Origin of the sequence: Paenibacillus sp. 19GGS1-52, assembly GCF_022369515.1 — a bacterium.
GTDB lineage: Bacteria > Bacillota > Bacilli > Paenibacillales > Paenibacillaceae > Paenibacillus_AQ.
In genome coordinates this window covers 1,289,568-1,314,079 of sequence record NZ_CP059724.1, presented here as the reverse complement: position 1 = coordinate 1,314,079, position 24,512 = coordinate 1,289,568, and the positions used below count along the sequence as shown (strand labels likewise).

General features: G+C 46.7%; 18 protein-coding genes. 4 read left to right on the top strand and 14 right to left on the bottom strand.

The genetic code is table 11. The features are described from left to right. Positions 1-69: 69 nt before the first annotated feature. The gene (lipA, locus tag H1230_RS06090; RefSeq protein ID WP_239714650.1) at positions 70-978 is read right to left on the bottom strand and encodes a lipoyl synthase; all 909 of its coding nucleotides are present in this window, start codon (positions 976-978) and stop codon (positions 70-72) included. 282 nt (positions 979-1,260) lie between these two features. Here lipA and H1230_RS06085 point away from each other — a divergent pair, with 282 nt between their 5' ends. Continuing rightward, positions 1,261-2,343: a M23 family metallopeptidase gene (locus H1230_RS06085; RefSeq protein WP_239714649.1), complete on the top strand. Its 1,083-nt coding sequence runs from the start codon at positions 1,261-1,263 to the stop codon at positions 2,341-2,343. Positions 2,344-2,350: 7 nt separating this feature from the next. On the opposite strand, the gene H1230_RS06080 is transcribed toward H1230_RS06085, so the two are convergent. After that, the gene (locus H1230_RS06080; RefSeq protein WP_239714648.1) at positions 2,351-4,051 is read right to left on the bottom strand and encodes an alpha amylase N-terminal ig-like domain-containing protein; all 1,701 of its coding nucleotides are present in this window, start codon (positions 4,049-4,051) and stop codon (positions 2,351-2,353) included. 119 nt (positions 4,052-4,170) lie between these two features. Between H1230_RS06080 and H1230_RS06075 the strand changes: the two genes are divergently transcribed. Continuing rightward, the gene (locus tag H1230_RS06075) at positions 4,171-5,193 is read left to right on the top strand and encodes a LacI family DNA-binding transcriptional regulator (protein WP_239714647.1); all 1,023 of its coding nucleotides are present in this window, start codon (positions 4,171-4,173) and stop codon (positions 5,191-5,193) included. Between the two features lie 123 nt (positions 5,194-5,316). On the opposite strand, the gene H1230_RS06070 is transcribed toward H1230_RS06075, so the two are convergent. From H1230_RS06070 to H1230_RS06055, 4 genes are all read right to left on the bottom strand, one after another. Continuing rightward, on the bottom strand, positions 5,317-8,262 hold the full coding sequence (locus tag H1230_RS06070) for an alpha-amylase family glycosyl hydrolase (RefSeq protein WP_239714646.1): 2,946 nt from the start codon (positions 8,260-8,262) through the stop codon (positions 5,317-5,319). Positions 8,263-8,440: 178 nt separating this feature from the next. After that, positions 8,441-9,103: an alpha/beta hydrolase gene (locus tag H1230_RS06065; RefSeq protein WP_239714645.1), complete on the bottom strand. Its 663-nt coding sequence runs from the start codon at positions 9,101-9,103 to the stop codon at positions 8,441-8,443. Positions 9,104-9,228: 125 nt separating this feature from the next. Continuing rightward, on the bottom strand, positions 9,229-10,308 hold the full coding sequence (gene yunB, locus H1230_RS06060) for a sporulation protein YunB (protein ID WP_345773401.1): 1,080 nt from the start codon (positions 10,306-10,308) through the stop codon (positions 9,229-9,231). 157 nt (positions 10,309-10,465) lie between these two features. After that, a complete protein-coding gene (locus H1230_RS06055; RefSeq protein WP_239714644.1) occupies positions 10,466-11,077 on the bottom strand; it encodes a TVP38/TMEM64 family protein in 612 nt (203 codons plus the stop codon). 655 nt (positions 11,078-11,732) lie between these two features. On the opposite strand from H1230_RS06055, the gene H1230_RS06050 reads away from it, so the two are divergent. Then, positions 11,733-12,761 (top strand): LacI family DNA-binding transcriptional regulator, encoded by a 1,029-nt coding sequence (locus H1230_RS06050; RefSeq protein WP_239714643.1) that lies wholly within the window; start codon positions 11,733-11,735, stop codon positions 12,759-12,761. Positions 12,762-12,860: 99 nt separating this feature from the next. Here the strand turns inward: H1230_RS06050 and H1230_RS06045 are convergent, their stop codons facing one another. The 7 genes from H1230_RS06045 to H1230_RS06015 form a co-directional block, all read right to left on the bottom strand. Further along, the gene (locus tag H1230_RS06045; RefSeq protein WP_239714642.1) at positions 12,861-13,874 is read right to left on the bottom strand and encodes a ketoacyl-ACP synthase III; all 1,014 of its coding nucleotides are present in this window, start codon (positions 13,872-13,874) and stop codon (positions 12,861-12,863) included. 130 nt (positions 13,875-14,004) lie between these two features. Beyond that, on the bottom strand, positions 14,005-16,560 hold the full coding sequence (locus tag H1230_RS06040; RefSeq protein ID WP_239714641.1) for a beta-mannosidase: 2,556 nt from the start codon (positions 16,558-16,560) through the stop codon (positions 14,005-14,007). An 82-nt stretch (positions 16,561-16,642) separates the two neighbouring features. Then, complete coding sequence (locus H1230_RS06035; RefSeq protein WP_239714640.1) at positions 16,643-17,704, bottom strand: BtaManbiosPhlase; 1,062 nt, start codon at positions 17,702-17,704, stop codon at positions 16,643-16,645. Positions 17,705-17,724: 20 nt separating this feature from the next. Continuing rightward, a complete protein-coding gene (locus H1230_RS06030) occupies positions 17,725-18,672 on the bottom strand; it encodes a DUF1861 family protein (RefSeq protein WP_239714639.1) in 948 nt (315 codons plus the stop codon). A gap of 46 nt (positions 18,673-18,718) precedes the next feature. Next, entirely contained in the window at positions 18,719-19,558 is an 840-nt protein-coding gene (locus H1230_RS06025) for a carbohydrate ABC transporter permease (protein WP_239714638.1), read from the bottom strand. After that, entirely contained in the window at positions 19,545-20,420 is an 876-nt protein-coding gene (locus tag H1230_RS06020; RefSeq protein ID WP_239714637.1) for a carbohydrate ABC transporter permease, read from the bottom strand. Before H1230_RS06020 ends, H1230_RS06025 begins: the two co-directional genes overlap by 14 nt. A 15-nt stretch (positions 20,421-20,435) precedes the next feature. Next, complete coding sequence (locus tag H1230_RS06015) at positions 20,436-21,701, bottom strand: extracellular solute-binding protein (RefSeq protein WP_239717139.1); 1,266 nt, start codon at positions 21,699-21,701, stop codon at positions 20,436-20,438. 370 nt (positions 21,702-22,071) lie between these two features. Between H1230_RS06015 and H1230_RS06010 the strand changes: the two genes are divergently transcribed. Beyond that, the gene (locus H1230_RS06010; RefSeq protein ID WP_239714636.1) at positions 22,072-23,091 is read left to right on the top strand and encodes a LacI family DNA-binding transcriptional regulator; all 1,020 of its coding nucleotides are present in this window, start codon (positions 22,072-22,074) and stop codon (positions 23,089-23,091) included. A gap of 513 nt (positions 23,092-23,604) precedes the next feature. On the opposite strand, the gene H1230_RS06005 is transcribed toward H1230_RS06010, so the two are convergent. Next, positions 23,605-24,315 (bottom strand): hypothetical protein, encoded by a 711-nt coding sequence (locus H1230_RS06005; RefSeq protein ID WP_239714635.1) that lies wholly within the window; start codon positions 24,313-24,315, stop codon positions 23,605-23,607. Positions 24,316-24,512: the final 197 nt, after the last annotated feature.

Genomic DNA, 24,512 nt, shown 5'->3' with positions numbered 1-24,512 from the left:
CTTCTTAAACTCTCTCCAAACCAAAATCATAAAAATTTGTGATTTCGTTCGTTACCTCAATAACTTGTATTAACCAGAAACTACACTGCGTTTCTTCTCACGTGCATCTGCAGCTGATTTCACTTGCTCATGTGCGCGATAAGAACTGCGGACAAGCGGGCCTGATTCCACGTGGCTGAAGCCTCGCTTCATTCCCTCTTCTTTCAGTATAGCGAATTCCTCAGGTGGATAGTATTTCTCAACGTCTAGATGCTTTGGTGAAGGCTGCAGATATTGACCTAAAGTCAAAATGTCGCAATCCACTGCTCGTAAATCATCCATCGCCTGCAGGATCTCGTCCCACTCCTCACCCACCCCAAGCATAATGCTCGACTTGGTAGGAATATCAGGCTTCATCTCTTTGGCTCTGCGCAGCAGCTCTAAGGAACGACGATATTTGGCTCTGGCCCGCACACGGTCCGACATCCGCTCAACAGTCTCAATGTTATGGTTAAGAATATCAGGATTGCTGTTCATAACGATTTGCAAGCTGTCCCGCTCTCCCAGAAAGTCGGGAATAAGTACTTCTACGGTACATAAAGGAAGGCGCTTACGAATTGCAGCCACCGTCTCGGCAAAGATCGTTGAACCCCCATCCTTAAGATCATCACGAGCTACGCTTGTCACCACACAGTGACGAAGGTTCATACCCTCCGCTGCTTCTGCTACACGTTCAGGCTCCAGCAGATCCAGTTCAGTCGGCAATCCGGTATTCACAGCACAAAAACGACAAGCGCGTGTGCAGATATCACCAAGAATCATAAAGGTAGCCGTACGACTTGCCCAGCATTCGTAAATATTCGGGCAGCGGGCTTCCTCGCATACGGTATGTAAAGTTTTGGAACGCATCATACTTTTGATTTCCTGGTAGCTATCGCCGGTGGTTAGCTTGATCTTAATCCAGTCCGGCTTGGGTTGTTTGGCTGTCCTATTAGTCAAAGTGGTAAACCCCGCTTTCCCCTGAATGTAATATCTGTAGTTAAAAGTTGTTGCCTCATATTATAGCATGTGCAGATCGCAATTGCCTGTTTTTGTGAAAAAGGCAAAGCAGAAAAACAACAGACTCATCAGCGAGGAAGCTCCGAGCAGAATGGTTCCTTTAGGCAAGAACGGATAAAAAACACCCTTTTGCTTCAATCTATAATAAATGGCCTACCCGATGTCTTTTGAAAAGATTACTTCACTCAGTAGTCGTACGCCTAATAATAGGAGGTTATTATCATGTTCTCCCTGTTTCAGAATCTTATAGTCCGCAGAACTATGCTGTGTCTGTGTGCAACCGTGATCCTATGGGGAAGTTATGGAATACCCGACCTCACAATTGCCCAAGGTCTCCCAGCGTTGAAAAACAGCAGTGTTAATTCCTATAACAGTTCAGAAAACATTGGAGCTGCCCGTAAAGAACTTTATGAGCAAATGAGCGCGGCAACTGGAATTCCTTGGTTCAGGTTCGCAGCCGTAGATCAATATGAACGTACGATTACAAAAAAGAGCAAAACAGACAGTCCTGCTGCAACCCGTCTTACCGGAATTACCATAGCTCCAGCCGTATGGTCTGGTCCGCTCAACCCCGATCAAGAAGATACTTCACCGGCATCTATCAGCTTCTTCGGCGGCTTCGGCCGCGACGGCTCGGGAGACGGTCTCGCTGATCCCGAGAATGATGCTGATGTTCTATATAGTGTAGCCAACCATTTGCTGCAATACGGAGATTCCGCTAGTGATTTCAGCATTGCCATTTGGGAATACTATCATAACGGCCGTGCTGCGCAGCGGATTAATCAATTTGCCAAGCTTTTTGAGCATTTCGGACGGCTTGATCTGTCTGGTAATGCGTTCCCGCTGCCGCTCGGAACTCTGTATTCATACCGAAGCACCTGGGGCACGGGCCGAAGCTGGGGAGGGGCTCGTATCCACGAAGGTACAGATCTGTTTGCACCACAAGGCATGACTGTACGCAGCACCTGTTACGGCATAGTGGAGACTAAAGGCTGGAACCGCTACGGAGGTTGGAGGATCGGTATTCGGGATATCGAGAACCGCTACCATTATTACGCTCATCTGGCTGGCTATGACAAATCCGTCTCACGTGGAGATATTGTTACACCAGGGCAGACCATTGGCTGGGTCGGCAGCTCCGGCTATGGAAATCCCGGTACGCAGGGCAAATTCCCCCCGCATCTCCATTATGGAATATATCGAGATCGAGGCATTATTGAATGGGCTTTCGACCCCTACCCCTTGCTTAAACAATGGGAGAATAAGGAGTATAGGGCGCTCACAAACAAAAAGAACGTACATTAATCGAATTTTAATGAAGCATCAGACAGCCAAATGGTTCAACCTCGACGATTAATCGGTCAGAGTTCCTGATGGTCATTCCGGACAATAGATCGGTCAGCACGTTCTTATCGGAACGGAAGCGGCACAGCTCTAGTTGATATGAATTTGGAGAATTGTTGATGATTAAGCCCATTTTCTCTTGCCCACTGCTCCGAAGATATCCGAGCACATTACGGACTTCATCCGTAAACCAGGGACGGAATGAACCCTTTCGCAGGACGTCATGCTCCATTCTTAAAGAAATCAGTTGTTTATACCAATTATGCAGTACTGTATTCTGCTCCTGCTCCAGCCAAATCATCGGTTTTCTGCAGTGAGGATCGGTGGCTCCCTCCATCCCAATCTCATCGCCATAATAGATCATTGGAATACCGATATAGGTCATCTGAAAAAAAACGGCCAGCTTCATCCGCTGCTCAGCGGTGCTCTCCCGGTCCCAGCCGCGTCCACCCTGCTTACAGGCTGTCAAGAAGCGCAGCGTATCATGGCTGCCAATGAGCTGGAACATCGCTTGATTGGCCTGATCGTTATACAGCGCCTCCAGATGCAGCAACTGCTCCATAAAGCGCACGGGTCCCGTCGATTGCTGAGCGTAAAATTCCAGCATCGCCTCCCGCAGCAAATAGTTCATGCCACCATCGAACTGATCGCCTCTTAGCCAAGGTCCAGAAGCATGCATGATCTCACCGATCAGCAGCAATTCAGGATATTCAGACTTCAGCTCTCGCCGAAAACGGGACCAGAATGACGGATTCACTTCATTCGCTACATCCAGGCGCCAGCCATCAATTCCCGCTTCACGCACCCAATGCTTAGCAACAGCTATCATATAATCAGCAGCATCCGAATTATCCATATTCAGCTTGGGCATCGTAGCTTCAGCTTTGGCAAACGTTTCATAATTAAGTAGGGGAGACTGTTCAACTGGATAAGAGTGAATGAAGAACCAATCCTTATATAGTGAGGCTTCACCTTGTTCCAATACATCCTTGAAGGCAAAAAAAGTATCGCCCGCATGATTAAACACGGCATCCAAAATCACTTTGATCCCCCGCTGATGGGCGTCCCTCACAAGCTCCTTCAAGCCGTTCATATCCCCGAATGCCGGATCAACCTTATAATAATCCGAGGTATTATATTTGTGCTCGGAAGGTGACTCAAATACTGGCGTCATATAAATGGCGCTTACGCCTAGCTCCTGTAAGTAAGGCATTTTGTCAGAAATTCCTTGTAGGGTTCCTTGATTGAAGCTGCTGGGATAAATCTGATAAGCTACCGCATCTGCACTCCATGTAGGCACTTCCATCGCTAGTGAGCGATGAATATAGGCATATTGAAAAGTACCAGCACGTTCGCGGTTCTCCGACATCCCTCTCTCCCCGTACCAGAGGTAATCACCGGCCGGATTTCCCACATGGAACAAATATCTGCTTCTTTTGGTATCTGTCATTATAATCGCTTCATGAATATCGTAGGCACCTGCTGAACCGATTCTTTCCATTGGCATAGGGACTTCACTGCCCGGCGAATCATATCTATCCGAATGGACCACGGTGCAGGATAAGTGCTGTCCACTCTGTACAAATAATCGCAGCTTCAAAGCTCCTGGGCCGACGGGAAAGGCAAACGGATCTTCACTGGCATGATACAAAAACCATCTCTGAGACATAAAATATTACACTCCTTCTATCCTTGTTTACGTTATATTTATCTGAGGCAGTATGATTAGAGGGCCTGCTAAATTTGTGTTATTATGGTTACAAATATCGATTCAGGTCAAGAGGGAAAATGATGAAGGTTACGATTTCGGATATTGCCAAAGCAGCTAATGTAGCCAAATCCACTGTATCCAAGGTGCTGAACGATTCACCCAAAATATCTCAGGATACGAAGCGCAAAGTCAAGGATATCATGCAGCAGATGAACTACATACCTAGCAGCATCGCCACAGGTCTAGCCAGACAAAGCAGCCTAAATATCGGCTTACTGGTTGACATGTCCAAAGAAAGTGAATTCTTGAATCAATTCTTCTACAACATCATCGGTGGAATCGAGAGCGTCATCGGTCCCCTGAATTACGAATTAACCCTCTCCAATGTACAGCATGACCATCCGGAGGGACATTTTCTGAACAGGCTTGTGCGGAGCAAACGTGTGGATGGCCTCATTGCCAACAACTCAGTGCTGACTGAGGAACTGTCTATAGAACTGAACCGGCTTCAGTTCCCTTATATCTCCATTGGCGAGATCATTCCTCCTGCAAGCTGGGTAGATTTTGACAATGTATTAGGTGGAAGAATGTTAACTGGCCATTTGCTGGAACAGGGCTATTCCGCTATTGCCTTTATCGGCGGCCAGCAGTTCGAAACCATCTTTACCCATCGCTGCAATGGCTTCCGGCAGGCGCTTCAGCAGGCAGGAATTACCGTTAACAGCAACTGGATCGTAAATGGACAATCCGACGAGCATGGTGGCTATCAGGCAGCGCTAAAGCTTCTGCAGAGCGAAGAACGGCCGGACTCCATCGTGTGTATGAGCAGTTACGTTGCTTTCGGAGTGCTTCAGGCAGCCAAGGAATTAGGAATACACGTGCCCACACAGCTGGGGATAGCTGCTTTCGACGAATATCCTCTATCCCGTTATACAACCCCACCCTTAACTTCATTAAATATTGATACGTTCAGTCTAGGTGTCTCTTCAGGCCATTTGCTGATGGACCGAATCCGCAACAGCGATTTGCCTTCCCGTTATCTGCTGCTAGAGCCGGAGCTTATACCACGTGAATCAACCCTGAGAAATTCTTCTTGCTAAGTTGTGGGCACTCGTGGAAACGCTGGATAAAATACTGTCTGTCATTATTGTAAAAAATACAGGAATTTCCAAGGAGCGGCTCCCCACGGGAGCCGCTCCTTGGCTTTTAGTACACCTTTAAATTTATTGATCCTTCCAGCGCTGCACCGTCAGTGTTACTGTTTGTGCGCCACCGGATGGTGTCAGCGCCCGGTTGGCGATATCTCCACCACCCGTTGCAGTCTCCACGGTTGCCCACGTTCCCCGCGTGAGCTTATACTGCACTGCAGTTCCAGCGGGGAGACTCAGCTTAATCGAATATACCCCATCGCTGCCTTTGGTTAGCTGGTAAGCCGCATCTGCCGCATTCCAGCTGTTGAACGAACCCGTGAGATAGATCGGCCCGCTGGCTGGTGTAGTTGCCGGAACGCTTACACGGAAGGTGACGCTGTCCGCCTGTGGCTCACCGGCTGCAATACTGCCATTCACGAGGCTCCAGGTTCCTGCGGCAAAATGATAATTGCTGCCGCCGTTGCTGTCCCACGTTCCACTGCCATTATTGAAGGCTGCCGTCAGCCCGACTGAGGTGCCCAGTGGGATATCCGCTGTTGCATAACCCGCAAAGCCGGAAGTTGTCATCTGTACGCCTGGAGCCGTCGTCCAGACTGTTGAGCCATCTAGCTTGTAATGGATATAAGAATTACTAAAGGCAACATTCTTATAGTAGACCTTCACGGTGTTTCCTATTGGCGTAGCTGTCGGTGTTGGTGTGACCGTTGGTGTTGGCGCCACGGTTGGCGTCGGTGTTGGTGTTGCTGTCGGTGTCACCGTTGGGGTTGGTGTAGCTGTCGGCGTCGCGGTAGGGACCGCTGGTCCGCCCGATACAATCGTTCCAGTCGGCGTATAGGTCCATGTTCCGGTGCCGAACAGGTAATTGCTGCCACCGTTGCTATCCCAGGTGCCGGAGCCATTGTTGAAGCAGGCTTCAAGCTGGGCTGCGGAGCCGATATTGATCGTGATTTTGTTATATCCGCTCACTTCCGAGGCCGGTATAGCCACACCCGGCGATGTCGTCCAGGTTCCTCCCACAGGACGGTAATGAATATACGGTGTAGTATAGCCCTGCTTATAATAAATGGTAACGTTGTTCCCCACAGGAGTCGTCACTGTTGCAATTGCGCTTAGCACCGATAGATTGGCTGCGGCATCAAAAGCTTTTACAGTATAGGTGTAGGTCGTGTTCGCAGATAACCCAGTATCCGTATAAGAGGTTGTTGCAGAGGTCCCAACCTTTACACCATTGCGGTAAATTTCATAGCCAGTTACACCCACAACATCAGTGGATGCCGTCCAGCTTACTTGAACGCTTGAAGCGCTCTGCACTGTGGCATTCACGCCCGTTGGGACAGTAGGAGCCACTGTATCTACTGGCTGCTGCTGTTTAGCATAGATCTTCGCAGCATTGGCTCCGACAGTCACTGTAATCTGTTTGCCGGTTGCACCTCCAGCTTGCACAGTAACTGTATCCGAAGTATTCAACTGGTTAATCAGTACGGTTCCTACCGAGAGCGTACTCTCAGCACGCAGTGGAATCGTTGCGGTCTGTGAACCGCTGGCAGCGTTGCTAAATACGGAGATGGCCTCCTGACCTAGATTGCTTCCGCTGTCTATACGCCGTGAGAAGGCATAGAGATTCTGGGCCGACCACATTTCACGTTGTGTGCCTGTACGCAGGGCCGGATTGTTTTTACGGATTTCGTTCAGCTTGGCTACATACTTATAAGTGCTTGTATTCTCATTAAAATAATTCTCAATAACATTGCCACTAGCATCCCGCTTCACCATCGACCAGCGGTTCCAAGTATCGGCAATTCCCCCCGTCATAATCTGGCTGTTGCCATTCCCTTTGTTCTGCTCCGTTCCCTGAAAAACAACTGGGGTGCCTCGTACCGTAAAGATGAAGGTTAAGGCATTCTGCATCTTCTCTACGCTTCCCCCGGCTTCCGTCAGAAAACGGTTGCGGTCATGATTGTCGATAAAGGTAACCATATGGTTGGCATTTCCATTGTAGTAGGAGTCTAGTGCCAACGTACTTTTGATATTGGAATCAAAGGATTGTCCGTAGGCAAAGCTGTTAAGAACTGAGAAGAACAGCGGAAAATCCAGCATTCCCCATTCCTTCCCGCTGCCAACCCAGCGTGAGACAAATTCGGCATTACCGTCAAAATTCTCGCCAAACGTGTTGACACCAAGCAGATTTTGCAAGGCCCCAATATCCGTTGGTTTTATCAGCTTGGCAGCATCAACACGAGCTCCATCGGCTCCCGTATAGTCAAACCACCCTTTGATGGAATTGAATACAGCCTCCTTGGCTGCAGGAACATCAAAGTCGATATCATCCAACCCGCCCAGGTCGTGATTCTCCAAATAATCCTGCGCCCACTGATCATATCTTCCGTCTGTAAGCGACCAGTTAATATCCCCATTGTGATGATACCAGGCCGGATTGTTAAAAGGGGCTACCGGTTGTAGTGTAGGAATATCATAATACGCCTGGCTGCCGAGCATATAATCCCCGATATGATTCGGAACCACATCAATAACTACCTTGATGCCGAGTGCATGTGCCGAATCAACCAGTTCCTTCAGCTTCTCCTTCGTTCCAAAGTAGGGATTTGCTGCGTTAGGGTCCTTCACGTTATACCCGTGATAAGCTGTGTTTTTTCCGGTTCCATTGTTATCCCGGTTGGTCATCTGCGGCTCGGCTACTGGGGAAATCCAAATGGCTGTATAACCCATATTTTTGATATAGGACAGCTTGTCAATAATCCCTTGCCAGTCGCCGCCTTTCATATATCGGAAGTCATCTTCCGAGGTTTCACCGTAGCGAATAGCTGTGCCGGTCGCATTGTTGGAAGAGTCTCCATCGTTGAAGCGGTCAACCATAATCTGGTAAATAGTGTCATTCTCGGTAACTGTACCTATGCTGGCTGCACTCACCTTAACCGGTGATACGACGAATAAATTAATGACAATAGAAAGAATCATGGACGTAATCAGAATAGGTATAAACCATAACTTGCGTTTCATTCCTCATCTCCCTCTCATATTAGAACGTCATAGGGAAACCGGTTTCCCTACTAGAAATTACCATGCGTATGTATGCGTTGTCAAGCTTAAAAATATTTGCTGCACAACCAAAAAGAAACGGACACCATCCATTTAGGGACAGTATCCGTTTCTTGGGAAAATAGAAGAATTTCTTCAACTACCCTACTCGCTGGATAAACTTCAGCACTTCATTCATGATCCAGTCCTTGTCCTCGCAATGACAAACCATATGACCGCTATTGTCCACCATTAGTACCTGTTTGTGACTAGTCGGGATTACTTGCTGCAAGTAATTAGCACTTTTGGACTTTACAAGGTGGTCACGTTTACCCTGTACAATCAAGGTCGGAGTTTCAATCTGTGGATACACATCAAAGCTCTCACGGACTAGACGTTGAAACTCTCTGGTCGCCTTAGCAGGGGTGGAACCAAATTTGCTAATATAATTTCTAAGCATGGAGAGGCTGGCAAAGGTCTTGAGCAGTTCGATTGGATTCAGCGGGAAAACAGGGGTAGACAATAAAGTGAGCGATTTAATCCGTGGTTTATACTGTACAGATAGCTGGGAGGCAATCAGTGCTCCGGTGGAAAAGCCAATGAGATGAACTGCTTCATTCGTCTTTAATAGCTTGGTCAATTCATTCTCAGCACTCCGCTGCCAATCATGTCTGTCGGAATGCAGCAAATCTTGCCTGCTTCCACCATGTCCTTTCAGTGTAAAGGTTATCGAACGGTAATGATGCTGCTCCATATACTCGGACAACGGAGAGATTTCGTATTCGCCACCGGTGAAGCCGTGAATAAATAAACAGCTATCCATGATGTCCCTCTTTTCATTATTCAGGTATCATTTCTATATAAAATACTTATTATCCAATATATCACAAAACTCCCGGAAGCCACTACATGCTCCGGGAGTGCTCACGCTACAGTACTTTTCACACTCTATGGCGTAACCGTCCCAGCATTACTATTACCCGTGTTATTCACATCGGTCTCTGGAACTGCTACTACACCGCTACTCTGATTGGTGGTGCTATTCCCCTCTTTATTAGTTGAACTTTCCGATGTCCCTGAATTATTCCCGTTTAGCGAAGGGGTCGGAATCGCAATGCCAGGTGCACTGCTTCCATTTGTACCCACAGGCTGGCCTTGGTTATCGTAATAATACATCGGCACATCACCAACCACCATCAGATAGGATACGGGAATTTCTGTATCGACAACCTGTGGCTCCATATCAAAGGGAATCACCACCGCGACTTCGGTCACGATATGAATAAAGACCTCGACCAGAATCATATTGATTCCGGCATTTTGCTGACGGGTGTTGAGTTCAACCTTAACCGCACCCTGCGGCTGAATCTTGATCGGGATATCCGGTCCAAAAGAAGCGATCAACGGACTGCCCAGCGCCTGACCGAGTGGAATATACTCTGTCTGATTATGGAGCTGCTGCAATGTAGACTGAATCACTTCTGCCGCTTTGGAAGTAATACGCATATGCTCCGCGTAGTTAAGCATAAAACCCGATATTTTCCCATTCTTATCGGTCTTCCAGTCAATCAGCTCCTCGGCATTGCCTCCACTCGCGACCTGAGAGGAAATCGCCTTATTAATCGACTCCGTGGCGATTTGCTTCACACGAATCTGCGCCAAATACAAGATGGGCGGCTTCAAATGCAGCTCAACATAGCGCAGGCTCTGCAGTACAACTACTATCAGCAATAGAGAGATGATCAACCAGAACTTACGACGGCTACGTGGCTTACGTATCTTCTGTATTCCGCTGGAAGTTGCTTGTTTTCTTTCTTCCCTACCGGTCAATTTCACCCTATTCCGCCCCCGCTTAGCTTCAAAGCGTGTCCCCGTTGGCCAAATCCCTGCCTTGCTGGGTCTCGCCTTAAACGCCGGGCTTCTCCCTGCAGGTCTTGGTATGCCGTCCCAGCTCATTTTCGGCAGCCTTAGGCGGCCAAGATCGGGTATTCTCAGCCTTCGGCTCCCCCATTTTTTTGTTCTGCCCATTGCTCCCTTATCCCTCCCGCCTTACAAGGCGGTCAAGCCGCCTACATTGGTATAAGGTATTCAGAAAGAAGACAAAAAAGAAGAACGTAACCCCGCGTAAGAACTCACTAGGGAAACATTCTTCTTAGCCATTATCATGATATTAATACTGCTGCATTCAGTTCATTCTGCTCCGTTTATCTTCCTGCAGATGGCCCCAGTGTCTCCGGATAAAGATGCCGATAAGAATCACCATGAACACAGCGTACCAGGTTAGAAAGCCATTCCACTCTTCCCGCGGCACAATGAGGGTAGAACTGATCGTTCCGAACAGCCAGATGTATGACATATTGCCCAGCACCGTTCCCCAAATAAAGGCCGAAGCTTTAATCGGCGATACTGCCGCCATAAAGTTAATAACATTGTTCGGGATAATTGGAACTGTCCGCAGCAATACCAAGGTCCATATGCCATACCGGTCTAAATAACGCTGCCATTTATCATACCGCTTCAGCTTCGAGCCCCACTTCTTGTCAAACCAGCTATACAAGTAACGCCGGAAAAGGAAGTACACCAGCACCGCGCCTACATTGCAGGCCAGCCAGCTGATCAGCATGCCCCCGATTACGTTAAATACGGAGACATGCAAGACAATCAGAATCGCGAATGGGAAAAATCCAAACAAACTTTGCAGCAATGCGAGCGGAAGGGTCGCGAACAAAATGGACGGCCCCGAGAGCCCTAATGTTTGCAGCAGCCAATCAATCCAGGCATTTATAGACTCTGTCATGAAGCAGTCTCCTCTCTTGACTCCTTGCAGCAGCTGCTTCCTGATTTACGACAAAGCATAAGTTATTATATTTCAAGATGAAACGGCTTCACCGTCCTTTTAGGGATGGTATCCGTTTCTTCGAGAAATATAAAGATAATTTATAATGTGAAACCTATAAATTATTATATTTCAAGAAAAACACCCCTCACGGGGTGTTTGTTAAATGAGCTTCCTTATGATGTGTATATAAAGAACAGTAGTTAGCGTACAAGTTACATTTTTGTAGCCTAATTATCCACTCATCATAGCATATTTCATAATAAGCTGTAAAACAAGATGAAACGGCTTCGCCATCCTTTATATGGACTGCACCCGTTTCTTCGAGAAATATAAGGATAAATTATCGTGTGAAACCTATAAATTATTATTTTTTTAATAAACTTGAAAAGGGAATGCGATTATTCTCTGCATCCATTACTATCTTATGCAAATAGCATTACTCCATGCAGAGACATATTCATGTTTCGTGGTTTTCGTTAAGCTTATAGGATAAGTATTAAAGACGAAATTATTTTCGAAAATAGTATCGTCGTTAGCCAATTGACTTGTTTTACCTTTACGAATAAACTTAATTGTAATTGATTTCTAGCCGGAAGGTGGCTGTGCGTTGCAATTGAATATTAAAAAAATTGCCGAAATGGCGGGCGTTTCTGTCTCCACAGTTTCGAAGATTATGAATAATTATACGGATGTTTCCGAAAAGACAAAACAAAGAGTGCTGGAGATCATCGAACAGACTGGTTATTCGCCTTCCAACTCGGCCAAAACACTGGCTACCAGAAAGTCGAATCTGATCGGTGTTATTTTTGCCGGTGAGTTTAATGTTGATTTTACGCATCCTTTTTTTGTAGAGGTCCTCAATTCCTTCAAGAAGCAGATGGGTGTACTGGGGTACGATCTCATTTTCTTTTCGAACGAGAAGTTTATTAGTGGTGGGGATTATTTCTCCAGGTGTCTTCATTTCCATGTGGATGGCTGCGTAATTATCTCCGGGCAGAAGATGGAAACCGCGATCCGTGACCTCGACATGAGCAGCATTCCTTGTATTGGCGTTGATCTTGAGCTTAAAGGCAAGAAGTCGGGTTATGTGATGTCCGATAATTTCCAGATCTCCTCCAAGGTCGTAGAGCATTTCTATTTGCTTGGCTACAGAGAACTGGGTTTTATCGGCAGTACCTCAGATTCAGATATCTCCAACCAGCGGGAAGCAGGTTATATCAAGGCTATCGAAGGTTTTGGCCTGAATGTCAATGAGAAGTGGTTTGTGCATGGCGACGATTTTTTTGAGCCCAGCGGCTATACTGCTATGCAGCAGTTAATTCAATCCGGCAGTCTGCCCAAAGCAATCTTCGCCGCCTCAGATTTATTGGCACTGGGAGCTATTCGCGCCTTGAAGGAACACGGCCTCCGTATTCCTGAGGATATGGCCGTTATCGGCTGTGATGATATTGAAGCCTGCAAATATACAAGTCCTACGCTGACTACCATCCGCCAGAACAAACAACGGCTTGGTGTTCTCGCCGCCCACATGCTGTTTGACCTCATTAATAATCAGTCAGAGGGTGGCTCTTTCGTAGTTGAACCTGCACTGATCGTCCGCGAATCCTGCGGCAGCAGCTTAAGTAATTACTTCCCGCAATAAATCTTATAACTGGCAAATATAGAAAGGACACCTCCATCAAGCCTTCGAGAGGTGTCCTTTATTGTCTCTTTAAGGAAGGTGCGAAATTATTCGCTGTAATTATCCTTGAGTAGGCTGGGACTTCTGTTCGTCCAGATCGAGTTGGACCAGCTGTCCGGCATGGGTCAGTCCTGCTCCAAAGCCGTACATTAGAATCCGCTGGCCATTCTGAACCTTGCCTTCACGGATACCTAAATCAAGTGCCAAGGGAATCGTAGCTGCAGAAGTATTGCCATAATTCACAAGGCTATGCAGCACCTGCTCTATAGGATAATTCATTCTTTCGCAGATCGGCTCAATCATCCGCATATTCGCGCTGTGCGGAATAAACCAGTCCACTTCTGCTAGGTCAACCCCTGCCTGATGAAGCAACTGCTGAACACCCTGGGGTACGGTTCTTACCGCCCACCGAAAAACCTCTCTCCCATTCTGCACAAGCAGCTGTGAATCGATCAGCTCGATATCTTGCAGGGTGCGGGATAGGCCTGTACGGTATACATGTTGCGCACCGCTGCCATCGCTGCCCAAATTGAAGCCCATAAAGCTCGTAGACTGCTCATCACTTTCTACAAGTACAGCCCCAGCCCCATCGCCAAATAGGATACATGTACTACGATCTGTATAATCTGTAATCTTGGAGATCGTATCCGCGCCAATAACCAGCACCTTGCGGTGCATTCCGGAAGCTACATAGCTGTGGGCAGTATGCAATGCATATACGAAACCTGCGCAAGCCGCACTCAAATCCATAGCCCCTGCAGTTAGTGGAATATTTAAGCGATGTTGAATTAATGAGGCTACTGAAGGAAAAGAAGAAAAGTCAGGTGTACTGGTAGCCACAAGGATCATGTCCACATCCTGAACGCTTTTTCCATAACGCTTCATCAGATCCTGAACGGCAGCCGTACATAAATCACTGGTATATTCATCCTCACGGCTGATTCTGCGTTCCCGGATTCCGGTCCGCTGGACAATCCACTCATCGTTAGTCTCAACCATACGCTCCAGATCGGCATTAGTCAGTCTTTTGGCCGGAACATAAGAACCAATAGCTGTAATTCTTGCGCCTATCAATAGCTTCACCCCTCAACTTAGTATCAGATATTAGTACTTGGTACTAATTATATGATGCTGAAGCTAAAAAAGCAAAATGTTTAACAGGGAAATTCACTCTACGTTTAATAAAAAATACAGATTGGCTATCTTAGCGTTGGCTATTCATTGCCGAAATGCTCAGAGTATTCCAGGGAATCGTCTGTCCATCCGCCTGCTTAACCCTAATCGTGCGCGAACTGCCAGGGATCAGGTCGAAGAAATTATCTTCCCACTGCAACCACTCCTGGGCGATTTCCAGCCTCACCATCCGGGCCACCCGATCCGTGGTCACAGTAACGGTCTGCTCTGCTTCATTCACTGTAGCTTCAACATGAGCAGGCTCATACTGCATCTCCTTATAATCCAGCAAATAAAAGAATTGCTCCTCCCCCGTTCCACTTGCCCAGCGCAAAGTACAGACTACCTCGGAGGCTGCGTATCCTTGAAGTAAATCCTCCACTTTCAAAAGGACAAGCTGGCATTTGCCCACAGCTTCTACAGAAACTGCATATGACGTATGAAACAAGCTTTGTCCCAGCATATTGAAGACTTCCAAATGTGCAGTATCCACGAATCTTACTCGTGTATCGTTCAGAGCCCACAGCATAATCTCTTGATCACCTGGGGTATATTCGGCGGTAAGCAGCACCGGATGGAAGAATTTCCGGGCATAATGATAAGCTGCCTTCGGTAAACCGTAGTAATCGATGACCGACCAGCTAGTACCCGGCCAGCAGTCATTTAACTGCCAGAACAAGGCCCCGCTTGTCTCCGGTTTATGTCGGCGGTAGTGCTCGATTCCGTATTTTAAACCTTCCGCTTGGGTAAGCATGGAATAATTGATGTACTCCTCCAAGTCTGCCGGAACACCTGTATAACCTTCCATTATCATCATCCCTTTAAGATGGTTAATATCCTTGTTGCGGTTCATCATTTCCTTACTGCCCCAGATCAGCTTGGAATCAGGGACGTTTCGCTGTAAAGTGTACCGATTAGCTGAGGCATGCATCCCGAACTCACTGGCAAATTTAGTATCGTCCTCTTTAAACTTTTTGAAGGACAAGCCTTCTACGCTATAATCCTGCACTTGTGGCTCACCAAAAATACGCGGCTCTCTGTTGCCATGCCATACCTGCCAGTTATGAGAATCTCCCACTTGTCTGGAGTTATGGTCGTTCCCTCCATACGGTGAGCTCGGCCAGAAGGTCCGCGATAAATCCAACTGCTGCAGAAGAGCAGGCATAAGCTCATGGTTGATTTTCTCTCCATAGTAGGGATGGGGGATCGCTCCGTTACTGTGAAGCGCTTCATAGAGCCAATCATTCTCATTATTGCCACACCATAAGGCCAGGCAAGTCCGGTTCCGCAGCCGTTTGGTCACCTGCTCCACTTCACGGCGCACCATATCCATGAAATTTCGATTGTAATCGGGGTATAGCGCACAAGCGAACATGAAATCCTGCCAGACCAAGATGCCTAACCGGTCGCACTCATCATAAAAGATGTCTCTTTCGTAAATGCCCCCGCCCCATACGCGGAGCATGTTCATATGGGCGTCCTTTGACATGGCGATCAAGTGCTTATAGCGCTGCTCCGGTACCGTTGCGACAAAGCTGTCGATTGGAATCCAGTTGGCTCCTTTGGCGAACACTTTGACTCCGTTTAGGAAAAAAGTAAACGCGGGTTCCCCGTTCTCATCACTTTGCTTAAGCTCGATCAGGCGAAGTCCAAAGGGCTGTTTATACGTATCTATGGCCTCGTCATCCGCCAACACCGTAACCACTAAATCGTAGAGATAAGGAGTTCCCAGATCATGAGTCCACCATAGCTTAGCCTCTTCGATCACCATGTTGGTAGTGCCATGAAGAAGAGTGCCCATAATCGCACCGTCCGAGTGGAAGCCTTGGCTCATCTCTATAGGCAATATACTATTCTTGACGGTCTCTCCCTCAGCCTTCAACTCAATAAGGGCCTTATATGTTTTATTCCGCTCCCAGACCAGCAGATCCATAGATATCTCAATGTCGGCCTGCCCTTCATTCAAATTTACCGTTCGTGCATAGACATTGTCCAGCTTCGCATATCGCCGTTTCTCTAAGCGTACCTCTTTCCAAATACCTGCTGTAACCAGACGCGGCCCCCAATCCCAGCCAAAATGACTCTGATTTTTCCGTGTCCACACACGCTCCTTGCTGTAACCGGACCAATAGCTCGACACAGCCTGGCTTCCCACCCGATAATGTACCGGATCAAATTTCACAGCAAGGGTATTAGCTCCGGCCTGCAATTCTCTGGTGACCTCAAAAGAAAAAGCGATAAACATATTCTCCGTGGACCCAAGCTCGACCCCATTCAAATAAGCGGTGGCAAATGTATCCAAGCCCTCAAAGATAAGCGCTATTTTCTCGCCGGGAATCAAGTCTCCACTATATTGAAATACCGTCCGATACCACCATACCTTCTCCTCCACCCAGCGGCATTTCTGGTCGTTATGTCCGAAGAAGGGGTCCTCAATGAGTCCATGCTCTTTAAGTGTTGAATGAACATCTCCCGGCACTTCCGCAGCCATCCAGAAGTAATCATCATATTGGGGTGCTGCCACTTCCAGGTCATTAGTTTCTCCTAGATCAAAATCACGCAGCTTCCAGTGCTCTTGTATTCTCATTTGCGTACTCCCTTCCCTAATTTAAAAAGAACGCCAAAACAGATTCACATTGTTTTGGCGTTCTTTTTGGCTATTCTATAGACTACAGGTAGTCCAGACTGTCTAGAATTTCTTGCAGACTCAGCTCTGCACAAGCCATTGACGTATCAGCGACGCCGTAATACATTTTGACGATATCGCCTTCCACAATCGCTCCACAGGAGAAGACCACATCGCCGAAGAATCCATTCTTCTCATAGTCCGCTTCCGGTTCCATAACAGGCTTATTCGAGCGGGCGAGCACCTTTGTTGGATCATGCAAATCGAGCAATACAGCCCCCATGCAATAACGGTGATCCAGCGTGGCTCCGTGATACAATTCCAGCCAGCCCTTCTCCGTCTTGAAAGGAACGGCACCGCCGCCGATTCTGCCACTGTCCCACATGCCCTCCCGAAGTCCCAGAAGATGCTTATGGTTGCCCCAATACAGCAGATTATCCGATTCAGCGATCCAGATATTCGGCTCACCAATGCTCTTCATCGTAGGTCGGTGCAGGGCGTAATACTTGCCGTTGATTGGCTCAGGGAAGATGAGCACATCCTTATTGTCCGGTCCAAAAATCATTCCATGCGGCTTCAAGGTTATGAAGTCTGTTGTCGAAACCATCGATTCTCCGATCCCGACTGGTGAAACTACCGAGTAGTATATATAATACGTATCGCCGATCTGCGTAACCCGCGGATCTTCGATTCCGAATACTTCCTGAAGGTTAGACGGATAGATGAAAGGGGACTCATCCACCGTAAATTGGTGACCATCTGTACTTCTGGCAATTCGAATATAGGACAAGGACGTCAAATATTCAAAGGTCCCACTCTTATACTTATTGCGAATCACACGCGGATCACTGAAATCATAACGATCATCATCCTTGCGAAATTCGAGCAGCTCCAATTCGTGGGTGTCCGGGTTATACACGGGTGCTTTTATAATATTGGGATCTAGACTGATTGGACGCTCCGCTACTCGCAGCAGCATCAGCACTTCATCTTTATAGGTGGTTATCCCTGCGTTGAACGCTCCAATCACTTCAAAATCTGCCCGGTGTGGAAACACATCCGCAGGTGTAATCAGCGGGTTCTCCGCATATCTGTGTATATTCATTAGTGTAAACTCCTCAGAGGTCAAGTTTCATATTTGATAAAAGGATCATCAATCGTAATCCGCTGCGCTTCAGCATCGCCTGTTCCCGCATATAGAGTGGCGGTGCCATCTTCATGACGAAGGAGTCCTCCGCTGAACACTACATCCTCCAGATCCGGACGTTTGGACGGTCCCGGAACAAAATGAGCTCGGACAGCAATAAGTTCCACATCCGTGCGTTCACCCGTCTTAGGGTCCAAGGTGAATACCATCGGGTAATAGCTGCGCCCCCGTTTGTCATAACGGGCGATATGACCCAGCACACCGATCTTGCCGCCCCGTAAGCGGTGGGCCTCATTGGCTCCTCCCCACTCTGAATCATAGAACAGCTGATCCAACAGTGGAGCTTCCACGATGGTACTCATCGTTAATTCCTCCCAAGAGGACACTTGGAAGAAGCCTATCTTGCCGCGTCCACCCTTCTTCCCCTTCCATTGCGGGCGAGTAAATACGCCAATCTCTCCGTCATGGAGTTCGACCAACCGGAGATCCTTCATTCCATCGGGTCCGACAAAGAAAAGATTCAGGTTAGCAAGTTCTGTACCTTTGTAGAAAACCGTTCTCCACATCAGCCGATTTGCTTTCTTGGGATGAGGGAATGTCTGTACACCACCCACTATGAGTTCCTGACCGATCCGCGTATGGAAGGGGTCCTGCAGTCTCAACACTGGGGCATCTTCGCGGGGTAGCCATTGCCCTTCTTTTTCCACAAAAAAGTATACTTCAGAATGTTCACTATCTCTTGACTCGACTCGCCCGGCAATGACGAACTCCCCTGCATCTTCAAAAGGAGCGGAAATATTGTATACGTCTTTATCACCTATTCCGGTAAAAGACAGTTTCGCAGCATTCATAATATTGAAATCTTTCGACATGAACTCCTGTAAGAGTTCTTCGACTGATTTCAAACTTGGCCGATGTTGAAACATGGCAAACTTCCCCTCCCTTGGGATTGTTATTTATTCGTACAGTTGATTACTTCAAACTGACCTGCATCCCTTGTTGGAAGTTCTTACCGAATATAATAAAGAGGATAATTATCGGTAGGGATAGCAGTACAGAACCAGCATATAATGGACCCGGGTACGTACCGTAAGGGCCGAACATTTGTGATAATAATACGTTCAGTGTCAGCATGTTATCGCTGCGAACCATGATCATATCCCATAACAATTCCGTCCAACGTTCCATTAGCAAGAACAGGAAAATGACGCTCGTGATGGATTTGGACATGGGGATCATAATTCTGTACAGAATCTGAAAATCCTTGGCTCCATCCAGCTTGGCTGCTTCAATGAACACGGTCGGAACGGCCTTGAAGAAATTCGTGTACATAAAGATCGCCCATAAGCTCATCCCTTTGGGAATGATCAGCGCCCAGTAGGTGTCATACCAACCCAGCTTCTGAATGATCAGGAAGCTCGGAATCAGCAGGATAATGGACGGAAAAAACATGTGAAACAGAATAAAGTTATTGACGGTATCGCGTCCCCGGAATCGAAGCTTGGAAAGCGCATAAGCCACCATCACTGCAAACAGCATCATCAGCACCGTGGAGCCGATCGAAACGATCACGCTGTTAAGAAATGCCCCCAGCCACGGACGGGATACGCCGGATTCTCCACCTGTAAACAACCAGGAGTAGGATTTCAAAGAATATGAAGTTGGAATTAACTTGCGGTCAACCTGACCCCAATCCGCAAATGAATTAAGCACCATATACAAGTACGGGTATACCATAACGAACAGAAGAACAGTCGCTAGGGAATAGAGCAGGATTAGCCTGGTTCTTCTATGATCTTTAGACCCAACCATTTCGCGCACCCCACTTTTCAAGCAGTTTTCTGATGATATAGATCGAAACAAAGGTAGCTATAGAAGCTAACAGCGCCACCGCTGAAGCATAACCTGCCTGCAGGTTCTTGAAGGCTTGGCTGAAAATTTCCATCTGCCATGTATTTGTCGCAAAGTTCGGTCCGCCGCCGGTCAGCTGGTAGACCTCGGTGAATATCCCGAAGGTCACACCAAACGCCAGGATTAGCGTTGTATAGAAACCCGGATACAATAACGGCAGAGTAATTCTCCAGAAACGCTGCTTGCTGTTCACACCATCAATAGCAGCGGCTTCATACACTTCATGATCTATGCTCTCCAGAGAAGCGGTTAAGATAAGGGCGTAATAACCCGTGAATTTCCAAGCCATAATCAGTCCGACGATGAATAATGCGGACCAAGAGGTACCTAACCAGTCAATGCGAATTCCGATCTTCCGAAGGCTCATGTTTAAAGGGCTGTTATAGGATAGAAAGCCCTTAACAATCAAGGCAGAAACCACACCGGAAGACAAATAAGGCAAGAAGAAGCCCACTAGAAACAGACTTTTGTACTTGGGAAGACTATGAACCAACACGGATACAATCAAGGCCATTACAGAGACTAATGGCACGAATACCAGCATAAATTTATAGGTCACCCAGAATGCGGCATGGACGCTTGGTGATTGTAAAGCTTTCGCAAAATTATCAAAACCGACAAATTGAAAGTCTGGTGCGATCAAGTCCCAGTTGGTAAAGGACAGATAGAAGGACCAGATCAACGGAATAAAGAAAAAAACGATGGAATACAGAAGGTAAGGACTGGTGAATAACCAGCCCAACCGATTGTTATTTTCTTTCATATTGAAGAGTCCCCCTTATTTTAGTGCCCCTTCAATCGCTGTTTTCATATTGGCCCAAGCGGTCTCAGGATCAAGTTCACCACGGACGACTTTCGTCCACGCTTCTTGTCCAAGAATAGTCTGAAGATCATTGAACTTGGCATTGTCCATCGGAGGAACAGCATTAGGAACGTTCTCTGCATAAGGCTTCAGTTCCGGACTCTTATCCAGAATAGCTTTAAAGGATTCATTGGTGGATAGGTCATCACGAGCAGGTGGCAGATTGGTTTGTTCGAACCATTTCGCATCGTTATTTGGGTCGGAATAGACCCATTTGATGAATTCCAAGGCTGCCGCTTGCTGTTCCTTGGTAGCAGAAGCATAAATAACTAAGCCTTTGGTATCCGCAAAAGTTTTCGATGTTTTCGGATCTACGCCATCAGGCACTGGAGGCATCGACAATGTGTAGTTCTCGTTGTATTTCATATCAGGGAACTTCTCAACCCAGTTCTTAAACGTCCAAGGTCCCAAGTCAATGAATAAGCTGGTACCTGTCTCAAAAGGATCGGCCACATTTTCGGCCAGAATTCCTTTGTTCTTGCGGAGATCATCGATAAATTGAAGTGTAGCTATGCCTGCCTTGTCATCGCCAACGAATTTATCACCTTCAATGAATTTGTTGCCGTTTGAAGCGGCATCGTAGATCATGAAGAAGTCGAACCATCTCTTCCAAGCGGTCGGATCGGCTAGATCAGCCTTGGCCCAGATGAACTTGTCCGGGTATTTCGCCTTCAATTTAGTATTCAATTCCAGAATTTCAATGTAAGTCTGTGGTGGCGCATCGTAGCCAAGTTCTTTCAGAAGATCCAATCTCCAGCCGAACAGCATGGCATTGGAGTAGATCGGAAGTACATATTGATGACCATCGGCAAATTTCCATGGTTCGATGGTACTTGTCATTTTACGTGTAGTGATGATATCGCTAAAGCCAGTTAACGTATCCAGAGGTACTAATGCTTTACTCGCTGATAATTGAGCAGCGAAGCCACGGTTAATATTCTCTGAAAGAGTTGGAGCACTTCCTCCGGCAATTGCTGCCTGAATAGTAGCCTCTGAGCTTGGGGATTCTTTAATGACACTAACATTAATCTTGACCTTTGCATTAGTCTTCTCATACGCTGTGGCCATTTCCTGCCAATATGCCTGCTGTGTGGGGTTCGATGCCGCCCAGAATTCGATTGTGGTAACTCCGTCAACGGTTGTGGCTGCATTGTCTTTCTTCGATCCGCATGCGGCCAGCATGGAGAATACCATAATGATGGCAAACAGTCCGCAAATATTTCTTTTCACGATTGTAGACCTCCTCATTCTTTCTGTTAAAAGCAAAAGCCTTTATAATGATATGCCCAGAGTTTGTAACGTTACAAATTGAGATTACTGAAACTCTGAAAGCGCTTGAATAACTTTATTATTGAGCATTACAATCTATTTGTCAACCTTAATAGCATTATAGAATACCCTATTTAATAAGATTATCTTGTAACGTTACAAAAAATGTTGTAATCTAATAGTACTCTTTTCCTTTCCTGTAGTTTCTGCAGCTAGCATTTTTTTATACTGATCTGCACTAACTTTGAATGATAATAGAACTTGAAACCATGAGGTGTTCTCCATGAAAGATAAAGTAACGATGCAGGATATTGCCGAACGTCTGAACCTTTCCAAGAACTCTGTTTCTCAGGCTTTGTCTGGCAAAGATGGAGTAAGCGAGGACACTCGCAAATTGATCGTGGAAACCGCAAATCAGATGGGATATGTATATTCATCCTCTCTCAGAAGCCCAGCCCCAGCGGCCCAGAGAAACGGAACTATTGCGCTAATCGCTTCGGATTTCGCCTTTTCTATGAAGAGTTTTTTCGGGGAAATTTACTTAACGGTTGAACAAGAGGCAACCGCCCGGGGCATGAATCTGCAAATTCAATCCATTAGCCAGAAGGCGGCAGAGCAATTATTAATCCCTGGGATTTTGCAGAATCCGTCCGTTGAGGGGGTGTTGATCTTATCCCACATCACAACCGACTATATTAATTCCATTATTGCAACAGGCAAGCCTACCGTGCTGATCGACCATCACCACCCCTACATTCAAGCAGACTCGATCCTGACCAACAACCGATTCAGCGCTTTTGAGGCTATTCATCATTTGGCTCAGTTAGGTCATCGCAAGATCGGAATGCTTGGCAATACTTCTCTCTCACCCAGCTACTATGAGCGTTCCGAAGGCTTCCAGTTAGCGATGAATGAATTCGGTCTTCCTGTTCGGGAGGAATGGATTCTTAAAGATGCCGAAGAAAGCGCAGGCTACATATTGAAATCCATACAATCGCTGAAAGAACAACCTAGTGCTTGGTTTTGCATGAATGATGGCTTAGGCTTCCTGTTATGTTCTACACTTCAGCAGTTAGGAGTCCGAGTCCCTGAACAGGTATCTATCGTCAGCTTCGACAATGGCTATCTCTCTCAGATCTCTACGCCTACTATTACTACCATGGACGTTAATTTAAAACTATACGGACATAAGGCGGTCGAACAGCTGATGTGGCGCATCGATCACCCAAACGAACCCTTCACAGAGCTGTTATTGCCAACGAAGCTGTTGGTCCGCCAGTCGACTGGTCCTGCTCCGGAGTAAAGTGGGGGATTGCCCCAAGAGTTGATAAAAGATTATTGGCTGGTTGGTTGGTTGGCTGATTGTTAACCTCCGGGTTTTCGCACCATTGATCACTACTCAAACCGCACGTAATAGGCTGAAAACAGAAACTAGCAAGCCTCCATATCGGAGACTTGCTAGTTATTCAGGTTCAACACCATTATTCAGGTTCAACACCATTATTCAGGTTCAACACCAAAATTAAAGTATGAATACCGCAATTAATGAAGGGATCGTCACCCTAGCCTATTCTAATGTACTTTGTACAATAGAATTCATCTAGGCGGAGGAGAATTTGGATTTGATTGCACTTTGTACATTCAAAAAGAGGAAATACATCGCTTTACGTCTATTTGCCGAAAATCTACTGTACGAAATACAACGTAATGTCTTTTTAAGATGAAATCAGATCATTCAATTGCACTTTCTGCAATCAAAAGGTTCCTGCGTTATACATAGGATTCAGCATCAAGCCTTCCCTCGGAGGTTAATAGATTATGACTTCCGCAAGGTTCTTCTTTTTCTTCTTCTGAACCAAAGAACAACGAGCACGACCAATATCAAGGCTACAACGCTTGCAGCGATTACAATATTCTTGATATTGGGTACGTACACTTCCATTTGAATGGGCTCAGTATCTGCCAGCGTAATATGCCAGGTCAGAGTCCTGCCTTCCTGAACAGTCGCATTATTATCCCCAAACAGATCTACTGGCAAGGTTAATTTGAAATCAATAGCAAAACTTTTCAGGAGTAGCCGGGCCAGAGACTTTGGTATGCCAAGAGTGCCTATATTATCCATAGCTTTATCCATATAAACATTCATTTGAGGCTGGGCCTCAACGTTATATTTGGTATACAACCATCTATTCTGCGTACTTACCTTCGTATCGACACCTTCCCATTTCCCTGAGAATGACTTCATTTCCTCAACGGAAGCATAGGATTTCAGAAATTGATATTCTGTGGCTTTGCCATCCTGAATCTTCTGTAGCGGAATGCCTGCTGCCTGCAGCTTGCTGACCAGCGAATCTTCCATCTTCCCGCTTAACAGCGCTTGTGTACTGGCATCCAACCGGAGCTTGACCGCAACATCAATACTTCCATTCTTGTTCACCGTGACATGAGCCGTACCTTTGGCGCAGCCCGATAACAGAAGGAGCATGGAGAGCAGCCCTATAATGAGCCATAACAATCTTTTGTGCAAGACTACTTCCTCCTATTCCTAGCAGCAAAATTTCTCTATTAATACTCCATTATGTCATGATGTTTATATTGCAAGATTATAACACGTGCTTCCTGAGACTCCTATCCCTATGAAATTCTATCCTGAACAACAAAAAGAGAGCCTCCGCCTCACTACCCGCGGAAACTCTCTCGTCTGGCGATACTATTCCAGCTAAA